The 18,361-nt window shown below is 70.3% G+C and carries 20 protein-coding genes; 11 read left to right on the forward strand and 9 right to left on the reverse strand.

The window, feature by feature from the left end; translation table 11 throughout:
* Positions 1-48 precede the first annotated feature (48 nt).
* Positions 49-1,287, forward strand: a complete 1,239-nt coding sequence (locus ACRAKI_RS07885) for an MFS transporter (protein WP_447006386.1) — start codon at positions 49-51, stop codon at positions 1,285-1,287.
* Here the strand turns inward: ACRAKI_RS07885 and ACRAKI_RS07890 are convergent, their stop codons facing one another.
* Positions 1,288-1,413 (reverse strand): hypothetical protein, encoded by a 126-nt coding sequence (locus ACRAKI_RS07890; protein ID WP_447006387.1) that lies wholly within the window; start codon positions 1,411-1,413, stop codon positions 1,288-1,290.
* Between the two features lie 9 nt (positions 1,414-1,422).
* Positions 1,423-2,262, reverse strand: a complete 840-nt coding sequence (locus tag ACRAKI_RS07895; protein WP_447006388.1) for a LysR family transcriptional regulator — start codon at positions 2,260-2,262, stop codon at positions 1,423-1,425.
* 71 nt (positions 2,263-2,333) lie between these two features.
* Between ACRAKI_RS07895 and ACRAKI_RS07900 the strand changes: the two genes are divergently transcribed.
* The 6 genes from ACRAKI_RS07900 to ACRAKI_RS07925 all read left to right on the forward strand — a co-directional run bounded on the left by ACRAKI_RS07900 (position 2,334) and on the right by ACRAKI_RS07925 (position 6,643).
* Positions 2,334-2,795 carry a cupin domain-containing protein gene (locus ACRAKI_RS07900; RefSeq protein WP_447006389.1) on the forward strand — a complete coding sequence of 154 codons (462 nt, stop codon included), beginning with the start codon at positions 2,334-2,336 and terminating at the stop codon, positions 2,793-2,795.
* A 24-nt stretch (positions 2,796-2,819) separates the two neighbouring features.
* The gene (locus tag ACRAKI_RS07905; RefSeq protein WP_447006390.1) at positions 2,820-3,674 is read left to right on the forward strand and encodes a helix-turn-helix transcriptional regulator; all 855 of its coding nucleotides are present in this window, start codon (positions 2,820-2,822) and stop codon (positions 3,672-3,674) included.
* 121 nt (positions 3,675-3,795) lie between these two features.
* Complete coding sequence (locus tag ACRAKI_RS07910) at positions 3,796-4,557, forward strand: glucose 1-dehydrogenase (protein ID WP_447006391.1); 762 nt, start codon at positions 3,796-3,798, stop codon at positions 4,555-4,557.
* Positions 4,558-4,630: 73 nt separating this feature from the next.
* Positions 4,631-4,825, forward strand: a complete 195-nt coding sequence (locus ACRAKI_RS07915; RefSeq protein WP_447006392.1) for a DUF3046 domain-containing protein — start codon at positions 4,631-4,633, stop codon at positions 4,823-4,825.
* A 180-nt stretch (positions 4,826-5,005) separates the two neighbouring features.
* The gene (gene recA / locus ACRAKI_RS07920) at positions 5,006-6,052 is read left to right on the forward strand and encodes a recombinase RecA (RefSeq protein ID WP_447006393.1); all 1,047 of its coding nucleotides are present in this window, start codon (positions 5,006-5,008) and stop codon (positions 6,050-6,052) included.
* A gap of 6 nt (positions 6,053-6,058) precedes the next feature.
* Complete coding sequence (locus ACRAKI_RS07925; RefSeq protein WP_447006394.1) at positions 6,059-6,643, forward strand: regulatory protein RecX; 585 nt, start codon at positions 6,059-6,061, stop codon at positions 6,641-6,643.
* Between the two features lie 125 nt (positions 6,644-6,768).
* Here the strand turns inward: ACRAKI_RS07925 and ACRAKI_RS07930 are convergent, their stop codons facing one another.
* The 3 genes from ACRAKI_RS07930 to edd form a co-directional block, all read right to left on the reverse strand.
* On the reverse strand, positions 6,769-7,458 hold the full coding sequence (locus ACRAKI_RS07930) for a YqeB family protein (RefSeq protein ID WP_447006395.1): 690 nt from the start codon (positions 7,456-7,458) through the stop codon (positions 6,769-6,771).
* Between the two features lie 153 nt (positions 7,459-7,611).
* Positions 7,612-8,250, reverse strand: coding sequence for a bifunctional 4-hydroxy-2-oxoglutarate aldolase/2-dehydro-3-deoxy-phosphogluconate aldolase (gene eda / locus ACRAKI_RS07935; RefSeq protein ID WP_447006396.1), 639 nt, complete (start codon positions 8,248-8,250; stop codon positions 7,612-7,614).
* Positions 8,247-10,112, reverse strand: a complete 1,866-nt coding sequence (gene edd / locus ACRAKI_RS07940) for a phosphogluconate dehydratase (RefSeq protein ID WP_447006397.1) — start codon at positions 10,110-10,112, stop codon at positions 8,247-8,249. The genes eda and edd overlap by 4 nt, the downstream gene beginning before the upstream one ends.
* Before the next feature lie 225 nt (positions 10,113-10,337).
* On the opposite strand from edd, the gene ACRAKI_RS07945 reads away from it, so the two are divergent.
* The 4 genes from ACRAKI_RS07945 to ACRAKI_RS07960 all read left to right on the forward strand — a co-directional run bounded on the left by ACRAKI_RS07945 (position 10,338) and on the right by ACRAKI_RS07960 (position 14,196).
* Positions 10,338-10,634 (forward strand): hypothetical protein, encoded by a 297-nt coding sequence (locus ACRAKI_RS07945; protein ID WP_447006398.1) that lies wholly within the window; start codon positions 10,338-10,340, stop codon positions 10,632-10,634.
* A 150-nt stretch (positions 10,635-10,784) separates the two neighbouring features.
* Positions 10,785-11,546, forward strand: a complete 762-nt coding sequence (locus tag ACRAKI_RS07950) for a hypothetical protein (protein ID WP_447006399.1) — start codon at positions 10,785-10,787, stop codon at positions 11,544-11,546.
* 9 nt (positions 11,547-11,555) lie between these two features.
* Complete coding sequence (locus ACRAKI_RS07955; RefSeq protein ID WP_447006400.1) at positions 11,556-13,445, forward strand: fumarate reductase/succinate dehydrogenase flavoprotein subunit; 1,890 nt, start codon at positions 11,556-11,558, stop codon at positions 13,443-13,445.
* Between the two features lies 1 nt (position 13,446).
* Entirely contained in the window at positions 13,447-14,196 is a 750-nt protein-coding gene (locus ACRAKI_RS07960) for a succinate dehydrogenase/fumarate reductase iron-sulfur subunit (protein ID WP_447006401.1), read from the forward strand.
* On the opposite strand, the gene ACRAKI_RS07965 is transcribed toward ACRAKI_RS07960, so the two are convergent.
* The 4 genes from ACRAKI_RS07965 to ACRAKI_RS07980 all read right to left on the reverse strand — a co-directional run bounded on the left by ACRAKI_RS07965 (position 14,148) and on the right by ACRAKI_RS07980 (position 18,361).
* The gene (locus ACRAKI_RS07965; RefSeq protein WP_447006402.1) at positions 14,148-14,516 is read right to left on the reverse strand and encodes a hypothetical protein; all 369 of its coding nucleotides are present in this window, start codon (positions 14,514-14,516) and stop codon (positions 14,148-14,150) included. The two genes, ACRAKI_RS07960 and ACRAKI_RS07965, sit on opposite strands and share 49 nt — an antisense overlap.
* A 93-nt stretch (positions 14,517-14,609) precedes the next feature.
* Positions 14,610-15,020, reverse strand: coding sequence for a PIN domain-containing protein (locus ACRAKI_RS07970; protein WP_447006403.1), 411 nt, complete (start codon positions 15,018-15,020; stop codon positions 14,610-14,612).
* Positions 15,017-15,274, reverse strand: coding sequence for a type II toxin-antitoxin system Phd/YefM family antitoxin (locus tag ACRAKI_RS07975; protein WP_447006404.1), 258 nt, complete (start codon positions 15,272-15,274; stop codon positions 15,017-15,019). Before ACRAKI_RS07975 ends, ACRAKI_RS07970 begins: the two co-directional genes overlap by 4 nt.
* Before the next feature lie 225 nt (positions 15,275-15,499).
* Entirely contained in the window at positions 15,500-18,361 is a 2,862-nt protein-coding gene (locus tag ACRAKI_RS07980; RefSeq protein ID WP_447006405.1) for a vitamin B12-dependent ribonucleotide reductase, read from the reverse strand.

Here is an 18,361-nt window from a genome sequence, read left to right on the forward strand (position 1 = left end):
CCGGACGGTGGCTGGTCGGGCCACCGGTCCCCTGGCACGATCAAGATCATGACCGTGGTCGACGTCGTGCAGCGCCGGGTTCTGCGGGTGTTGGCGGTGACCCAGGTGCTGGGCGCGGCGGGCGTCACCATCGGCCTGGCGGTGAGCACGCTCATCGCGGCCGTGCTCGCGGACTCCGACGTGGTCGGCGGGCTGGCTCAGACCAGCGCGGTGCTCGGCGCGGCGCTGTTCGCACTGCCCGCGGCCCGGATGGCGGCCCGGCGCGGACGCCGTCCGGCGCTCGTCTTCGCCTACGGCGCGGGCGCGATCGGCGCGGCGGTGGCGGCGTGCGGGGTGGTGCTCGGCTCGTGGCACGTGCTGCTGGTCGCGCTCGTCCTGTTCGGGGCGGCGTCGACCGCGAACCTCGCGGCCCGGTACGCGGGCGCCGACCTGGCCCATCCGCACCGGAGGGCGCGTTCGGTGGCGCTGGTGGTGTGGGCGTCGACGCTGGGCGGGGTGGCCGGGCCGAACCTGGCCGCCCCGGCGGGTGACGTGGCCGTGCGGCTGGGACTGCCCGTGGGCGCCGGGCCCTACCTGCTGTCGGCCGCGCTGTTCGCGCTGGCCGCGTTGGTGGTCCTGCGGTTCCTCAGGCCCGACCCGCTGGCCATCGCGCAGTCCGCCGTCGTCATGCCCGCCCACTGCGCCGGGGGAATGGGCGAGACCAAGGGCGCGAAGGCGCTGTGGCGGTCGCTGCCCTCCACGGCGAAGCTCGCGCTGGGCGGGGTGACGCTGTGCCACACCGCGATGGTGGGCATGATGTCGATGACCCCGGTGCACATGGACCACGGGGGCTCGTCGCTGCACGTCGTGGGCGTGGTGATCAGCCTGCACGTCGCCTCGATGTACGCGGCCAGCCCGCTGTTCGGGTGGATGGCCGACCGGCTCGGCCGGCTGCCGGTGCTGACGATCGGCGCCGCGCTCGTGGTCGCCGCGGCCGGCATCGCGGGCATGGCGCCCTCGCACGACGCGCCGCAGCTCGCCGCCGGTCTGACGCTGCTCGGCTTCGGCTGGTCAGCGGGCCTGGTGGCGGGATCCGCGCTGCTCACCGAGTCGGTCCAGGTGCTCGACCGGCCGGCCGCGCAAGGCCTGTCCGACCTGTGCATGAACCTCGGCGGCGCGCTCGGCGGCGTCACGGCGGGCGTCGTGGTGGCCACGTGGTCCTACGCCGCGCTGGGGCTGCTCGTCGGGTTCACCGCGCTGCCGCTGCTGGTGACGTGCCTGTTCACGTCGTCGCAGCGGGTGGGGTGATCAGCGCTTGCGGTTGTGCCAGAGCGCCCGCACGCCCACGACGAGCGCCGCGACGAGCACGGCGATCACCGCGATCGTGGCGATCGGCGACGACATCCCCGTGGGGTCTTCCTGCAACAACAGCACCCTCCGAGGTTAGCGCGCCGCCGCGGCGAAGTCGCGGACCCTGGCCGTCTCACCCGTCCTGCGCCAGACCATTCCCCACGCCACGCGCGGGGCGTCCACCAGTGGCAGGAACGCGATCTTCGGACGGGTGAAGTAGCCGACCGCGTGCGCGCCCAGCGGGCAGACGCCCTCGCCGTCGGCGATCGCGGTGAGCAGTTCCTGGAACGTCGTGAGGGGCCGCCCGCGCTTGATGGGCGCGCCCTCGGGAGTCGTGTCACGCCAGAAGGAGGCACGGAAGACCGTGTCGCGGGCCAGGTCTTCCAGGCTCACCGACTTCTGCCTGGTGAACGGGTGCGTGTCGGACACGGCGAGCACCAAGGGCTCCTCGAACACCACCGGACCGGACGTCAGGTCGGGCTCGTCCACCGGGAACAAGGTCACCAGCACGTCCACCTCGTCCGCTCTGAGCAGCGCGAACGGGTCGGTGAACAGGGCCTCGCGGACGCGCACCCCACTGCCGGGGTGGCGGGCGCGGAAGGTGTCGAGGACATCCGCGACGAGGTCGGCGACGGCCGGCGCCTCGAACCCGACCCGCAGCAGACCCGTCCCGCGCGCGGCCTCCACAGCGCGCGCTATGCCGTCCACGATCTGCTGGTAGGCCGGTGCCAGGTCGTCCCGCAGACGGCGGCCGATGGGGGTCAGGGCCACCCGGCGGCTGGTGCGCTCGAACAGGGGCGCGCCGATGCGGCGTTCCAGCTGCTTGACGGACTGGCTGACCCGCGCCTGCGAGACGTGCAGGCGCTCGGCGGTGCGGCTGAAGTGCAGCTCCTCCGCCAACGTCAGGAAGACCTCCAGGTCACGCCGTTCCATAACCGCCAGGTTATCGTTCTATCCGGCCTTCGTCGTTGTTCGGGGTCTGCCGGGCGACGAGTCTCGACCTCATGGAAAACACGCTCCTCGTCCGCGCCGCGCAGGCTGAAAAGCTCCACGCCGACCCTGCCGCCGTCGTCACCCTCCTCGCCGACCTGGATGGCCTGACCGGCAACCGGTCCACCTTCCGCGACGGCGCGGACGGCGCGCCGCCGCACTTCCACACCCGCGCCTCGGAGTTGTTCTTCGTGCTCGACGGGACGCTCCAAGTGCTGCTGGACGAGGACGTGGTGACCCTGGAGCGCGGCGACTTCCTGGTCGTGCCGCCACGCGTGCCGCACGCCTTCGGCGCGCTCAAGGGCGCCGACGCGGACGTCCTGTTCGTCTTCACGCCCGGCATGGGCCGGTTCGACTACTACCGCCTGCTCGACCGCGTGCAGCGCGGCGAGGCGAGCCCGCAGGAGATCCGCGACTCGCAGGACCGGTTCGACAACCACTACGTCGACAGCCCCGCCTGGAAGGCGGTGCGCTGACCGGGCTCGTTGCTACCGTGGCGTGTGACCAGCGAATCCCCTGCGGTGAAACTGCGTCGGCGAGAGCAGCTCCGCGACTTCCTGCGGACCTGCCGGGCGCGGCTCACGCCCGCTGACGTGGGCATCGTGGCGGTGGGCCGGCGCCGGACGCCGGGGCTGCGGCGCGAGGAGGTCGCCGCGCTGGCCGGGGTCGGCGTGTCCTGGTACACGTGGCTGGAGCAGGGCCGTGACATCACCGTTTCAGCCGAGGTGCTCGACGCGATCAGCCGGGCGCTGCGCCTGACCGCTCTCGAACGCGCGCACCTGTACCTGCTGGCCGGTCTCAACCCGCCACGGGTCGGCGGTGCGCGCGGTGACGCGGTCGGTCCGGAGTTGCGGCGCCTGGTCGACGCGTGGACGCCACGACCCGCGATCCTCCGGGACCGGTACTGGAACCTGCTCGCGATCAACGCCGCGACCCGGACCGTGTTCGGCTATGACGACACCGACCACAACTGCCTGGTCACGTTCTTCACCAATGCCCGGTACCGGGACATGCACGTCCACTGGGCATCGGTCGCACCGGTCGTCGTCGCCGCCTTCCGCGCCGACGCGGCGCACGCACCCGCGGACCCGGAGTTCGACCGGGTGGTCGACGCGCTCAGCGCCGCGAGCACCGAGTTCGCCGAGCTGTGGGCACGCCACGAGGTGGGCGCCCCGGTCCAGGCCGTGAAGGCGGTCCACCACCCCGAGGCCGGTGACCTGGTCTTCGACGTGACGACCCTGGCGGTGGCCGACCGCTCGGACCGGTACCTGGAGCTGTACGACCCGCGGCCGGGCACCGGGACCGGGGAACGGCTCGATCGGCTGCGGCACAGCGGGCCGGCCGCCTCGGTCTGACTCCGTCCGGTCCGGCCTGTCCCGGTCCGGCCCGGTCTGATCGGCCGTCGAGGGTGGTGGTGCCGCTCCCAGGTTGAGCGCGCACTGTTCGCGCCCCTCACCGGTCGGCACGCTGGATCCCATGACGCACAGCACTTCCCGGTTCAAGGACAAGATCGCGCTCATCACCGGCGGCACGAGCGGCATGGGGCTGGCCACCGCGCGGAGGTTGCTCGCCGAGGGCGCTCAGGTGGTCGTCACCGGGCGCGACCAGACCCGGCTGGACGCCGTGGTCGACGAGCTGGACGGCGGCGACGGCGTCCTCGCCGTGCGCGGCGACGTGGCGAGCCTCACCGACCTCGATGCGCTGACGGCCGTGATCCGGGACCGGCACGGGCGGCTGGACGTGGTCTTCGCGAACGCGGGCGTCGCTTCGTTCCAGCCGCACGGCGACGTCACCGAGGCCGAGTTCGACCGCGTCGTGGACATCAACTTCAAAGGGGTGTTCTTCACCATCCAGAAGACCCTCCCGCTGCTGTCCGACCACGGCGCGATCGTGATCAACGCGTCGTGGACGCTGCACCGCGGACTGGCCGGCGCGTCCCTCTACGCGGCGACCAAGGCGGCCGTGCACAACCTGGCGCACACCCTCGCGGCCGAGCTGGCGCCCAGGGGGGTGCGGGTCAACTCGGTCAGCCCCGGCTACATCGAGACCCCGATGTTCCACGACAACGTCCCGGCCGAGGTGGAAGCCGCCGTCGTCGCCGCGGTGGCCGCAGGTCGGATCGGCACCGCCGACGACGTCGCCGACGCGGTCGCGTTCCTCGCCTCCGGTGAGGCGTCCTACGTCAACGGGCAGGACTTGATCGTCGACGGTGGTCTGGTCGCCGCCGCCCTGCGGTGAGGTTCCCCGGCCCGGCTCGGCGGCGACCACGTCGGCGGTCCGGCCCGGAAGGCGGCGCGATAGCCTGGCGTCGATGCGCATCACGGTGTTCCGCCGGCGGATGGCCGACGAGTTCGGCCAGGTCAGAGCGGAGATGGTGGCCAGGGACCACGTGCTGTCGGCCCTCGGCGGTCGGACGCCCGACGAGGCGTTGGAGGCGGGGCTGCCGGCCAAGGAGGTCTGGCTGGCCGTCTGCGCCGCCTTCGACGTGCCGGAACAGCGGCGGTGACCGGTGTGACCCAGCGTGCCGACCAGGTGGTCGAACACCTGTTCGGCTACACTCCCCGACACGACCGGGTGATGACACCCCGCTGGTGACCTGGTCCCCACCCAAAAATGTCGGACCCCACCCGTAACGTCGGCCCCGACATCGCACAGCGACCCCAAGACACTCCGAGGTGGACTCCAGATGGCACCCCAGGCACCCGACCGGGACAAGGCCCTCGAACTGGCCCTGGCCCAGATCGACAAGCAGTACGGCAAGGGCTCGGTCATGCGGCTCGGCGACGAGGTCCGCGCCCCGCTCCAGGTGATCCCCACCGGTGCGATCGCGCTCGACGTGGCGCTGGGCATCGGCGGCCTGCCGCGCGGTCGCGTGGTGGAGATCTACGGCCCGGAGTCCTCCGGTAAGACGACGGTGGCCCTGCACGCCGTGGCCAACGCCCAGCGCGCCGGCGGCATCGCGGCGTTCATCGACGCCGAGCACGCGCTCGACCCGGACTACGCGAAGAAGCTCGGCGTCGACACCGACGCGCTGCTGGTCTCCCAGCCCGACACCGGCGAGCAGGCCCTGGAGATCGCGGACATGCTGGTCCGCTCCGGCGCCCTCGACATCCTGGTCATCGACTCGGTGGCGGCCCTGGTGCCGCGCGCCGAGATCGAGGGCGAGATGGGCGACAACCACGTGGGTCTGCAGGCGCGGCTGATGAGCCAGGCGCTGCGGAAGATCACCGGTGCGCTCAGCAACTCCAACACCACCGCGATCTTCATCAACCAGCTGCGCGAGAAGATCGGCGTGATGTTCGGCTCGCCCGAGACCACGACCGGTGGCAAGGCGCTCAAGTTCTACGCGTCGGTGCGGCTGGACGTGCGGCGCATCGAGACCCTGAAGGACGGCGGCGAGCCGGTCGGCAACCGCACCAGGGTCAAGGTCGTGAAGAACAAGGTCGCCCCGCCGTTCAAGCAGGCCGAGTTCGACATCCTCTACGGCCAGGGCATCAGCCGGGAGGGCTCGCTCATCGACATGGGCGTCGACCAGGGCATCCTGCGCAAGTCGGGCGCCTGGTACACCTACGAGGGCGACCAGCTTGGCCAGGGCAAGGAGAACGCGCGGAAGTTCCTGCGCGACAACCCGGACGTGGCGAACGAGATCGAGAAGCGGATCAAGGACAAGCTGGGCATCGGCGCCACCCTCGACGCCGACGACACCGTCCCGGCGGCGCCGGTCGAGTTCTAACCTGGCATGGCAGGACGAGGTGGCCGTGGTCGCGGGCTGTCCCGCGACCCTTCGGCCGACGACACCGAGCAGGGGCCGGTCGACCCGGCGAAGGAACAGCGCAAGGCGACGGACATCTGCTACGCGCTGCTCACCGCACGGGCCCGGACGCGCGTGGAGTTGAAGGACGCGCTGCTGCGCAAGGGCATCACCGAGCCGACGGCGGAACTGGTGCTCGCCAAGTTCGACCGGGCGGGCCTGATCGACGACGTCGCCTTCGCCGAGGTCTGGGTCCGTTCCCGGCACACCTACCAGGGGCTGGGCCGGCGGGCACTGGCCATGGAGCTGCGCCGCAAGGGCGTGGCGGACGAGGTGGTCACCGAGGCCGTCGCGGCGGTGGACGACGAGGCCGAGGAAAGCCGGGCGCGGGACTTGGTGTGCAAGAAGCTGCGCACCATGGCGGGCTTGGACGACACCACGAAGATCCGCCGCCTGGTCTCCGCCCTGGCCCGCAAGGGCTACCCGGAAGGCCTCGCCTACCGGGTGGTGCGCGAAGAACTGCGCCGGGCCGGCGAGGACACCACGACCTTGGACGACCTGACCCAATACTGACCCGGCACCGACCCGTACCCGGCTGGCCAACTCACGTGCCCGGCCAGCCGGTTCGCGCTACCGGACTGGCTGGTTCGCGGTGCCCGGCTGGACAACTCGCGGTGCGTGAGTGGGTGGTTCTGGGGTTAGGGGAGTGGGCGGGCCAGGCGCCAGTATTGGCGCTTCTTCTCCTCGCGGACCACTACGCCCAGTCGGCTCAGCTCCTCGCGCAGTTCGGTCGCGTCCTCGTCGTCGCCCTTGCGCAACGCCTCGGCCCGCACCTTCAGCAACGCGTTCGCCCCCGGCGGCAACCCGGGCGTCCCGTCGACCCACCGCCGGTAGTCGTCCCGGTACGGGTCGCCCTCCAGCCACTGGTACCCGTGCGACTGGAACGCATCAGCCAAGTCCGACGGCTTCAGGTCGTGGCCCTCCCGGGCCAGCTCACCGGTGTCCACCCCGAGCAGCACCAGCTTCTTGCCGTCCAGGAACGCCCCGGACACCAGCGTCCGGTCGAAGCTCCGGTGCTTCCCGCCCCGCAACAGCTCGACGCCCTCGTTGAACACCTCGACCACGAGCCGCTCGTGCGCCGCGATGCCGGCCACCACCAACCCGAGCACGGCACCCAGGGCCACCGACCCGATCGTCGCCCAAGGCTCCGGGATCGACGCCACCAACCGGAAGGGTCCCTGCATCGGCGCCCACGACAGGTCGGCCACCCACCCGGCGATGGCCTTCAGACCCCACACCACGACCGCACCCGCCAGCGGCAACCCGACCGACACCAGTGCCACTTGGCCGTGGGGTTCGGCGACCACCGTGGTTCGTCGCGCGCTCATCCCTCACTACCTCCCCCGAAGTGAACGCCCCAACGCTATCGCCGTAGGTCACGTGGGCAGGGATCAGGGGGCGAGAGCGCCAAGAAGGGGCGCCTCCCCGCGCAGGGAAGGCGCCCCCGGACGAAGAACACACCGGACGAAGGGCACAAAGGACTACAGCGCGGCGGCGGCTCGGGCCAGTTCCTCGATCCGGGCGAAGTCACCCGAGGCCAGCGCGTCCTTCGGCGCCAGCCACGACCCGCCGACACACCCGACGTTCGGGAGCGCCAGGTAGCGCGGCGCGCTCTCCGGCGTGATGCCGCCGGTCGGGCAGAACCGCAGGCCGGGCAACGGGCCGCCGATGGACTTCAGGTAGTCCACCCCACCCGCGGCCTCGGCCGGGAAGAACTTGAGCGACGTCAGCCCGCGCTCGACCAGCCGCATCGCCTCCGACACGGTCGCCACGCCCGGCAGGAACGGCAGCCCGGTGTCCTCGGCCGCGTCCAGCACCCGGTCCGTCGACCCCGGCGTCACCAGGAACGCCGCACCGGCCTTCGCCGCCTGCTCGGCGTGCTCCGGCGTGGTCACGGTGCCCGCGCCGATCACGATGCCCGGCACCTCCGCCGCCACCCGCTCGATCGCGGCCAGCGCGGCGGGCGTGCGCAGGGTCAGCTCGATCACCCGGACACCCCCGCGCAGCAACGCCTGCGCCAGCGGCACGGCGTGGGACGCGTCGTCCACGACGACGACCGGGATGACGGGGGACAGCGCCAACAGGTCCGCCGCAGTGGCGTGAGCTGGGGTGTTGGTCACCGGGAAACCTCCTGGTTGAACTGGCCCTCGAAGTGCGAGGCCGCGATCGGTCCGAACACGCTCGCGCCCCGGTCGGCGGGCCCCACCGCACGGCGCAGCGCGGCGAACAGCTCCCGGCCCGTGCCGGTCCACGCCTGCGCGTCCGGCGGGAAGTCCACCAGCTCACGGCCGGCCAGCTCCGCCGCGTCCACGAAGACCTCCAGCGTGCCGGTCTCGGCGTCGAGCCGCAGAACGTCACCGTCCCGCACCCGGGCCAGCGGCCCGCCGACGGCGGCTTCCGGCGTGACCTGGATGGCGGCCGGGATCTTGCCCGACGCGCCGGACATCCGTCCGTCGGTGACCAGCGCCACCTTGAACCCGCGGTCCATCAGCACGCCCAGCGCCGGGGTGAGCTTGTGCAGCTCGGGCATCCCGTTCGCCTGCGGTCCCTGCTGCCGCACCACGATCACCACGTCCCGCTCCAGCTCACCCGCGTTGAACGCGGCGCTGAACGCCTCCTGCGACGTGAACACCCGCGCGGGCGCCTCGACGACCCGGTGCTCCGGCTTGACCGCCGACACCTTGATCACCGCACGGCCGAGGTTGCCGGACAGCATGCGCAGGCCGCCGTCGGCCGCGAACGGCTCCGACACGGGCCGCAGCACGTCGGTGTCCAGCGAGTGCGGCGGGCCGGGACGCCACATCAGCACGCCCTCGACCAGCACCGGCTCCTGCCGGTAGCGGTCCAGCCCGGGGCCGGCCACGGTCTGCACGTCACCGTGCAGCAGGCCGGCGTCCAACAGCGTCGAGACCAGGTACGACACGCCGCCCGCCGCCTGGAAGTGGTTGATGTCCGCTGATCCGTTCGGGTAGACGCGGGCCAGCAGCGGCACCACCGAGGACAGCTCGGCGAAGTCGTCCCAGTTCAGCTCGATGCCCGCGGCCGACGCGATGGCCACCAGGTGCATCGTGTGGTTGGTCGACCCGCCGGTGGCCAGCAGCGCGATCACGCCGTTGACGACCGACTTCACGTCCACCACGTGCCCGATCGGCGTGTACGCCTCGCCGCGGCTGATCTCCACCGCCCGCCGCCCGGCCTCCTCGGTCAACGCCTTGCGCAGCTTGGTCCCCGGCGGCACGAAGCTCGCGCCGGGCAGGTGCAGGCCCATGACCTCGACGACGAGCTGGTTCGAGTTCGCCGTGCCGTAGAACGTGCAGGTCCCGGGGCTGTGGTACGACTGCGCCTCGGCTTCGAGCAGGTCCTCGCGGGACGCCTTGTTCTCCGCGAACAGCTGCCGAACCCGGGCCTTCTCCGAGTTCGGCAGGCCGGAGTTCATCGGGCCGGCGGGCACCAGGATCGCGGGCAGGTGCCCGAACGACAGCGCGCCGATCAGCAGGCCGGGCGTGATCTTGTCGCACACGCCGAGCAGCAGCGCCGAGTCGAACATCTCGTGCGACAGCGCGATCCCGGTGGCCATCGCGATGACCTCGCGGCTGAACAGGGACAGCTCCATGCCCGCGCGACCCTGGGTGATGCCGTCGCACATCGCGGGCACGCCGCCCGCGAACTGGGCCACACCGCCGACGGCACGCGCCGCGTCCTTGATCCACGCTGGGTACTCGTGCATGGGCTGGTGGGCGGACAGCATGTCGTTGTACGCGGACACGATTGCCACGTTCGGGCGACGCACCGCCCGGAGGAGTTCTTTGTCACCGCCAGTGATCCCGGCGAAGCCGTGCGCGAGGTTGCTGCACGCCATGTCGCGACGGGCGGGGCCATCTTGCCGGGCCTGGGCGATGCGTTCGAGGTAGGCGGACCGGCCGGCGGCGCTGCGGGCGGCGATTCGAGCCGTCACCGCGGTGACGACGGGATGCACGCTCATGGTTCGCTGTCTCCGGTGGTGATCACGGGCCGTGGTGGGCCCGGTGGACGACAGCGCTGGCGTCGCACGGACGGACGTGACAGCTCGCACACTATGTCACGAGACATGATCGTCACAAAAACGATTCAGATCATGAGACACGACCGAGGCGGCTGTGGTCCTTGTCACAGCGCTCTCCACTTGGCAGAGTCGGAACAGGACCGGACCCCGAGGGAGGTGCTGACCATGACGTCCTCCGAGATCGTGGAGCTGCGCCGGGCGCTAGGCCAGTTGCGCCACTGCGTCGGCAGCTTGCGCGCGCGGTACGGCGACGTGGCCGCGGTGCAGAGGCTGGCCAACGACGTCGAGCGCCTGGACATAGACGCGACCGAGCTGCTCGACCTGGACAGCCCGCCCCGGCAGCGCGCGGTGCCCCGGGCCGAGCGGGAGGTCGTCGTCGTCCCCGACACGCCCTACGACCCGAAGCTGTGGACCGACGCCGACGACGAAGGTCTCGGCGGCTACCGCAGCCAACGCACCTGAACGACCCTCGACCGGCCCTCGCGTGAGCACGCGGGGGCCGCTCACTTTTCCGGTCCGGCAGTGTGTTCAGCGTCACAGTATGTCCCGCACCGCGGCACTCCCCACGCCACAGCATTCCCCACGCCACAGCGAAGTGGAACGAGGTGAGGTATGAGGGCGCAGATCGCCCAGCGCACGTTGCGGACGGACCGGTGGTGGCTACCCCCGCTGACGACGTTCGTCGGCCTGCTCCTGATCTCCGTCTACGCGGCCGTGCGGACCTTCATGGGCGACCACTACTGGGTGGACGAGTACCGCTACCTGACGCCCATGTACTCGCCCTGCCTGACCGCCGAGTGCGTGCCGAACGCGGCGCACTTCGGCCGGCTGCTGCCGGAGCTGCCGGGCTTCCTCACCCCGCCGGTGATCATCATCCCGTTCCTGCTCGGTTTCCGGGTCACCTGCTACTACTACCGCAAGGCGTACTACCGGGCGGCGTGGCTGTCCCCGCCCGCGTGCGCGGTGGCCGAGCCGCACGCCAAGTACACCGGTGAGACCCGCTTCCCGCTCGTCGCGCAGAACCTGCACCGCTACTTCTTCTACGCCGCGTCGATCCTCCTGATGATCAACATCTACGACGCGGCCTTCTCGTTCACCACCGGCATCGGCCTCGGCAACCTCGTGCTGCTGGTGAACGTCGGGCTGCTCGCCGCCTACACCCTGTCGTGCCACTCGTGCCGGCACATCGCCGGCGGGCGGCTGAAGCACTTCTCCAAGCACCCGGTCCGGTACTGGGCGTGGACGCAGATCTCCAAGCTCAACGCCAAGCACATGCAGTTGGCGTGGGCCTCGCTGATCTTCGTCTGCGTCACGGACCTCTACGTCGCACTGGTCGCCTCCGGGACGATCTCCGACCTCCGACTCGTCAACTAGGGAGTTGTTTTGCCCGAGGTGGAACGGCATTCGTTCGACGTGCTGGTGATCGGTGCCGGCGGTGCTGGTCTGCGTGCCGCGATCGAGGCCAGGGAGCACGGGATGCGCACGGCGGTCCTGTGCAAGTCGCTGTTCGGCAAGGCGCACACGGTCATGGCCGAGGGCGGTATCGCCGCGGCCATGGGCAACGCGAACTCCGACGACAGCTGGCAGGTGCACTTCCGGGACACCATGCGCGGCGGGAAGTTCCTCAACGACTGGCGGATGGCGGAGCTGCACGCCAAGGAAGCGCCCGACCGGGTGTGGGAGCTGGAGACCTACGGCGCGCTGTTCGACCGCACCGAGGACGGCCGGATCAGCCAGCGCAACTTCGGCGGGCACGAGTACCCGCGACTCGCGCACGTGGGCGACCGCACCGGCCTGGAGCTGATCCGCACCCTCCAGCAGAAGGTGGTGTCGCTCCAGCAGGACGACTTCGCCGAGACCGGGGACTACGAGTCGCGGCTGCGGGTGTTCCAGGAGTTCACCGTCACCGACCTGGTGCTGGACGACGGCCGGGTGGCCGGGGCGTTCGGCTACTGGCGCGAGTCCGGCCGGTTCGTGCTGTTCGAGGCGCCGGCCGTGGTGCTGGCGACGGGCGGCATCGGCAAGTCGTTCAAGGTGACGTCGAACTCGTGGGAGTACACCGGCGACGGTCACGCGCTGGCGTTGCGGGCCGGCGCGTCGTTGATCAACATGGAGTTCGTCCAGTTCCACCCGACCGGCATGGTCTGGCCGCCGTCGGTGAAGGGCATCCTCGTCACCGAGTCGGTCCGCGGTGACGGCGGCGTGCTGCGCAACTCCGACGGCAAGCGGTTCATGTTCGACTACATCCCCGAGGTGTTCAAGGACAAGTACGCCGACAACGAGGACGAGGCCGACCGCTGGTACGCCGCCCCCGCCGACAACCGGCGACCACCCGAGCTGCTGCCGCGCGACGAGGTCGCCCGTGCGATCAACTCCGAGGTCAAGGCCGGTCGCGGGTCGGAGCACGGCGGAGTGTTCCTGGACGTGTCGACGCGCCTGCCCGCCGAGGAGATCATGCGGCGGCTGCCGTCGATGCACCACCAGTTCAAGGAGCTGGCGGACGTCGACATCACCGCGCAGGCGATGGAGGTCGGGCCGACGTGCCACTACGTGATGGGTGGCGTGCAGGTCGAGCCGGACACGGGCGCGTCGTCGGTGCCGGGGCTGTTCGCGGCCGGTGAGGTGTCCGGCGGGATGCACGGCTCGAACCGGCTGGGCGGCAACTCGTTGTCCGACCTGCTCGTGTTCGGGCGACGGGCGGGTGCGGGTGCTTCTTCCTACGTGACCGGCCTTTCCACGCGACCGGTGTGCTCGGAAGACGCCGTCGCCGAGGCGCAACGGGTGGCCGTGGCGCCGTTCTCCGGATCCGACGAGGGCGGCGAGAACCCGTACTCCCTGCACATGGAGTTGCAGCAGGCGATGAACGACCTGGTCGGCATCATCCGGAAGGCCGACGAGATGGACCAGGCGATCAAGCGGCTGGACGAGCTGAAGCGGCGGGCCGCGACGTTGGTGGTCGAGGGCCACCGGCAGTTCAACCCCGGCTGGCACCTGGCGCTGGACCTGCGGAACATGCTCGTGGTCAGCGAATGCGTGGCGCGGGCCGCGTTGCTGCGCACGGAGAGCCGTGGCGGGCACACGCGTGACGACTTCCCGGGGATGGATCCCGAGTGGCGGCGGAAGTTGTTGGTGTGCAAGCTCTCCGGCTCCGGCCCGGAGGCGTCGGTCGAGGTCGTGGAGGAGTCGCAGGTACCCATCCGACCGGACCTGCTGGCGTTGTTCGAGCACAGCGAGTTGCAGAAGTACCTGGCCGCGGACGAGCTGGAGGGGTGACATGGGGTACCAGGGGCACTTCCGGGTGTGGCGCGGTTCGGACCGGGGCGGCGGGCTGGAGGCCTTCACCGTCGAGGTCAACGAGGGTGAAGTGGTGCTCGACGTGATCCACCGGTTGCAGGCGACCCAGACGCCGGACCTCGCCGTGCGGTGGAACTGCAAGGCGGGCAAGTGCGGGTCGTGCTCGGCGGAGATCAACGGCAAGCCGCGGCTGCTGTGCATGACGCGGATGTCGGTGTTCGCGGAGGACGAGACGGTGACCGTGACGCCGATGCGCACGTTCCCGGTGATCCGTGACCTGGTGACCGACGTGTCGTACAACTACCGCAAGGCCCGCGAGATCCCGTCGTTCAGGCCACCGGCCGGTGTGGCGCCGGGGGAGTACCGGATGCAGCAGGTCGACGTGGAGCGCTCGCAGGAGTTCCGCAAGTGCATCGAGTGCTTCCTGTGCAACAACACGTGCCACGTCATCCGCGACCACGAGGACAACAAGGAGTCGTTCGCCGGCCCGAGGTTCCTGATGCGGGTGGCGGAGCTGGAGATGCACCCGCTGGACGAGGCGGACCGGGTGGGCCAGGCGCAGGAGTCCCACGGGCTGGGGCTGTGCAACATCACCAAGTGCTGCACGGACGTGTGCCCGGAGAACATCAAGATCACCGACAACGCGCTGATCCCGATGAAGGAACGGGTGGCGGACCGGCGCTACGACCCGCTGGTCTGGCTGGGCAACAAGCTGTTCCGGCGGTCCTGACCTGCCCGCACAGCTGTCAGGGCGGTCCGGAACAGGCCGATCACGTCCACGACGAACCCGCGGCGCGTCACCCCGAGGTGGCGCAACGCGGGGCCGTGGTCCCACGCCACGGTGACGACCGCGCCGCAGAGCGGCGTCCACCAGATCGCCGTCCACCAGCTCGCCGTCACGGCTGTTCTAGCGGGACCGGGCCACCCGCCGAACGCGTCCCGCAGCCGGTCGCAGTGGAACGGCACGTGCCGCTGCTCTTCGGCGATCAGCAGGACCATCAGAGCCTCCGCCTCGAACTCCCGCACCCAATAGCTGAAGCTGCTGTTCACGGGCCGGCCTTCCCGTGCTCGGTTGCCCGTTCCAGCATGGACGGACCCGGGCCGTCGCGCGTGCAGGTCCGGTGGAGGTCTCGTGGAGACCGGTCAACCGGTAAAGGGGTTCAGCAGGCGTGCGCCGGATGACGCGACATCGCCGACGTTCCGCGTGACGAGCGTCCAGCCGTAGACCAGCGCGGTCGCCGCCAGCAGAACGTCGATGACGGGCAGCGGGTCCGGGACGTTGAGGCGTCCCCAGACTTGGGCCACCTCGGCGGTGACCGGGACGATCCGGTCACCGTAGGCGTCGGCCAGCTGCACCAGCCACCGCTCGAGCGTCTCCGCCTGGCCCGGGTCGCGCCGGGCCAGCCGCTCGACGCCCTGTCTGATCTCGCCGACGACCAACACGCTCAGGAACAGCTCACTCGCGGGAACCGACTCGAACCAGGCGGAAACGCCGGCGTTCGGCACCTTCTTGCGGATCTCCGACACCACGTTGGTGTCAAGGAGAAAGCTCACTCGTCCTCGCTCAGGTCGACGGCTCGTGCGGGCGCAGACGGCCGCATGATCTCCAGGTCGACATCGGGGGCGGACCGCAGGAACGACTTGAAGTCCTCCCCGCCGCCGCGGAGACGTCGGTACTCGGCGATGTCGATGACCACGGCAACCTCCTCGCCGTGCCTGGTGACGAACTGCGGACCGTCGGTCTCGACCGACCTGATCAGCTCGCTGAAGCGCTGCTTGGCCTCTTGCAACTGCCAGTGCCCGTTCATCGCGACCTCCTCACCGACCCAAATCGGTTCTGTCTAGACAGACTAGATGGCCCAAGCCAGTCCGTCAGGCCGGTGCAGTTCGCACACGTGGCGAAGGGACGGCCTACCAGGCCGCCCCTTCGCTGTGTTCACCCACATCGTCATGTGTGCCGGCTGACATCAGCTCGACACCGTGCTCTCACTCAAACGGGGCCCCGGCGCGCCAACGCCGGGGCCCCGTTGTCTTCAGCTGCAGCCCGAGGTGGAGCCGCAGCCCTCGCACAGGTAGCAGGAGCCGGCCGGGCGCATCTTCGTGCCGCACGTCATGCACAGCGGCGCGTCGGCGGCCTTGCCCAGGTGCAGTTCGAGCAGTTCCGTGGAGCTGCCCACCTTCACGTCCGGCGCCTTGGGCTTCTTCTCGGCGGGCACCGCGGTGGTGGCCGGGGCGGGGGCCGAGTCGACCGACGTCCGCAGGCCCTCCAGGTCGACGTCGCCGTTGCCGTAGTCGGACGACACCTGCGCCGTGCGCTCGTCGGCGGTGAAGATGCCGAGCTGGGCGCGCTTCTCGAACGGCAGGTAGTCGAGCGCCAGCCGGCGGAACAGGTAGTCCAGCACGCTGGTCGCGATCCGGACGTCCGGGTCGTCCGTCATGCCCGCCGGCTCGAAGCGCAGGTTCTGGAACTTCGAGACGTAGAACTCCAGCGGGATGCCGTACTGCAGGCCCACCGAGATGGACATCGAGAACGCGTCCATCACGCCGGCCAGCGTCGAACCCTGCTTGCCGAGCTTGACGAAGATCTCGCCCAGGCCGTCGTCCGGGTACGAACCGGCGTGCAGGTAGCCCTCCGCGCCGCCGACCGTGAACGACACCGTCTGCGACGGGCGCTTCTTCGGCAGCCGCTTGCGCACCGGCCGGTACTCCACGACCGTCTCGGTCTTCACCTCGGACGAGGGCGAACCCGCGCCGACCGCCTTGGCCGTCTTGCCCGCCGACAGCGGCTGGCCGACCTTGCAGTTGTCGCGGTAGATCGCCAGCGCCTTCAGACCCAGCTTCCAGCCCTGGTAGTAGATCTCCTCGACCTCGGCGACGGTCGCCGTCTCCGGCATGTTCACCGTCTTCGAGATCGCGCCGGAGATGAACGGCTGCACCGCCGCCATCATCCGCACGTGACCCATCGGCGCGATCGACCGGTCGCCCATCGCGCAGTCGAACACCTCGTAGTGCTCGGTCTTCAGGCCCGGCGCGTCCACCACGTGCCCGTGCTCGCCGATGTACTCGACGATCGCTTCGAGCTGCTCCTCCTGGTAGCCCAGGACCCGCAGCGCGCGCGGCACGGTCTGGTTGACGATCTGCATCGAGCCGCCGCCGACCAGCTTCTTGAACTTCACCAGCGCCAGGTCGGGCTCGATGCCGGTCGTGTCGCAGTCCATCATCAGGCCGATGGTGCCGGTGGGCGCGAGCACGCTGGCCTGCGCGTTGCGCCAGCCGTTGCGGGCGCCGATCTTCTGGCACTCCTGCCACGCCCTGGTCGCGACCTTCTGCACCGCCGCGTCGTTCGAGTGGTAGGTGCGCAGCATGTCGTTCGCGGCCGAGTGCTTGCGGATGACCCGCTGGTGCCCCTCGGCGTTGCGCGCGTAGCCCTCGTACGGGCCGACGATGCCCGCGAGCTCCGCGGAACGCTTGTACGCCACGGCCTGCATCAGGGACGTGATCGCGGCGGCCAGCGCGCGGCCACCCTCGGAGTCGTACGCGTGACCGGTCGCCATGAGCAGCGCGCCCAGGTTCGCGTAGCCGATGCCCAGCTGGCGGAACGCGCGGGTCGTCTCGCCGATCGCGGGGGTCGGGAAGTCCGCGAAGCAGATCGAGATGTCCATCGCGGTGATGATCAGCTCGACCGACTTGGCGAACAGCTCCGAGTTGAACGTGCCGTCGTCCTTGAGGAACTTCATCAGGTTCAACGACGCCAGGTTGCAACTGGAGTTGTCCAGGTGCATGTACTCCGAGCACGGGTTCGAGGCGGTGATCCGGCCCGACTCCGGCGTGGTGTGCCAGTCGTTGATCGTGCCGTCGTACTGGATGCCCGGGTCGGCGCACTCCCACGCGGCCTGCGCCAGCTTGCGGAACAGGTCCTTCGCGTCGACGTGCTCGATGACCTCGCCGGTCTGGCGGGAGCGCAGGCCGAACTGGCCGCCGTCCTCGTAGGCGCGCATGAACTCGTCCGACACGCGGATCGAGTTGTTCGCGTTCTGGTACTGCACGGACACGATGTCCTTGCCGCCCAGGTCCATGTCGAACCCGGCGTCGCGCAGCGCGCGGACCTTGTCCTCTTCACGCGCCTTCGTCTGGATGAACTCCTCGACGTCCGGGTGGTCGACGTCCAGCACGACCATCTTCGCCGCGCGGCGGGTCGCGCCACCGGACTTGATGGTGCCCGCCGACGCGTCCGCGCCGCGCATGAACGACACCGGGCCGGACGCCGTGCCGCCGGACGACAGCAGCTCCTTGGACGACCGGATCCGGGACAGGTTCAGACCCGCGCCGGAGCCGCCCTTGAAGATCAGGCCCTCCTCGCGGTACCAGTTCAGGATCGACTCCATCGTGTCGTCGACCGACAGGATGAAGCAGGCGCTGACCTGCTGCGGAGAGGTGGTGCCGACGTTGAACCACACCGGCGAGTTGAAGCTGAACACCTGGTGCAGCAGCATCCAGGTCAGCTCGTGCTCGTAGATCTCGGCGTCCTCGGCGGTGGAGAAGTAGCCGTGCTGGACGCCCGCCTCGACGTAGGTCTTCACCACGCGGTCGATGAGCTGGCGGAGGCTGTGCTCGCGCTGCGGCGTGCCGACCGCGCCGCGGAAGTACTTGCTGGTGACGATGTTGGTCGCGTTGACCGACCAGAAGTCGGGGAACTCGACGCCCCGCTGCTCGAAGTTCACCGAGCCGTCGCGCCAGTTCGTCATGACGACGTCGCGGTGCTCCCAGGTGACCTCGTCATACGGGTGCTTGCCCGCCGTGGTGAAGACGCGCTCCACCTTCAGCTTGGCGTTCTTCTCGCCCGCGCCGTTGCGGGTGGCCGTCTTCTTGCTGGAGCCACCGACGGTCTCCGTCAT

This window comes from Saccharothrix isguenensis (assembly GCF_052936305.1).